The sequence below is a fragment of the Kitasatospora sp. NPDC127121 genome (assembly GCF_042677305.1).
In the GTDB taxonomy this organism is placed as follows: Bacteria; Actinomycetota; Actinomycetes; order Streptomycetales; family Streptomycetaceae; genus Kitasatospora.
On the sequence record NZ_JBHXTQ010000174.1, the window covers coordinates 1 to 1,239 of the forward strand.

Sequence of the window (1,239 nt, forward strand, 5' to 3'; positions counted from 1 at the left end):
ACCATGAAGAACGGTGTCACCGGCGTGGTCAGTGCCAATGCGGCCAACGGCCACTTGCAGATCACCTACAAGGACACCGCCGACAAGTGGGCGACCACCGACCTCACCACCAAGGTCGGCACCCCGGCGACGGACGGCGCTGTCAGCGCCACCACCGATCCCGATGGCACCCTCGCCGTCTACTCCCGTGGTTCGACCGACGGCGGCCACATCAACCTCACCGCCCTCCAGCCGAACGGTCAGTGGGCCGCGGTCGACCTCACCAACATCGTCGGTACCCCCGCCAGCTGACCCACCAACCAGACCGACGGCTGACCACCGGTCCTGACGCCGGCCGGGGGTTTTCCCCGGCCGGCGCCCATCCCGCCATCGCGCCGCCCCAATGTCAACGGAGTTGACCGTGACCACCCGCACCCGCCGCACGTCCGCCCTCGCCCTGCTCGCCTCCAGCCTCCTCGCCTGGGGAACCTCCGCCCTCACGACCGGGCAGGCCTCGGCCGCCTCCGTGTCGACCTGGGACAAGGTCGCCGCCTGCGAGAGCGGCGGCAAGTGGTCGATCAACACCGGCAACGGCTACTACGGCGGCCTGCAGTTCACGAAGAGCACCTGGCTCGCCTACGGCGGAGGCCAGTACGCCCAGTACCCGAACCAGGCCACCAAGGAACAGCAGATCCTGATCGGCGAGAAAGTCCTCGCCGGGCAGGGCGAGGGCGCCTGGCCGAGCTGCGGTCCGAAGGCGGGCCTGGGCTCCGACCACGCCAACCCGTACCCGTCGACTCCGCCGGGTTCGACGTGGATACCGGCGTTGGGTGACGGTGGTTCGGTGAGTGGTGCTGACGGCATGGCCTACACCTTCACCCGTAGCGTTGACGGTCATCTCCAGGGGACTGTCAGGTATCCGACCGACAAGTGGGCCACCGTCGACCTCACCAACGTCGTCGGCACCCCGAACTCCGCCGGCGGTGCACCCAGCGCCTTCGCCATGAAGAACGGCGTTACCGGTGTGGCCAGCGCCAACGCCGTCAACGGCCACCTCCAGATCACCTACCGCGATGCCGCCGACAAGTGGGCCACCAGCGACCTCACCAACCAGGTCGGCACACCGGTCACAGGCGGTGCGATCCGCGCCGCCACCGATCCTGACGGCACGCTTGCCATCTACTCGCGTGGTTCGACGGATGGCGGGCATCTGAGTCTCACTGCTCTTCAGCCGAACGGGAGTTGGGCGACCGTTGACCT

Annotated in this window: 2 protein-coding genes; both read left to right on the forward strand. The window is 68.4% G+C overall.

The features are described 5' to 3' along the window. On the forward strand, positions 1–291 hold a 291-nt coding region (locus tag ACFVHI_RS37175; RefSeq protein WP_380346478.1), incomplete at its 5' end, for a hypothetical protein. 109 nt (positions 292–400) lie between these two features. Beyond that, a partial coding sequence (locus ACFVHI_RS37180) for a transglycosylase family protein (protein WP_380346480.1) occupies positions 401–1,239 on the forward strand: 839 nt, incomplete at its 3' end.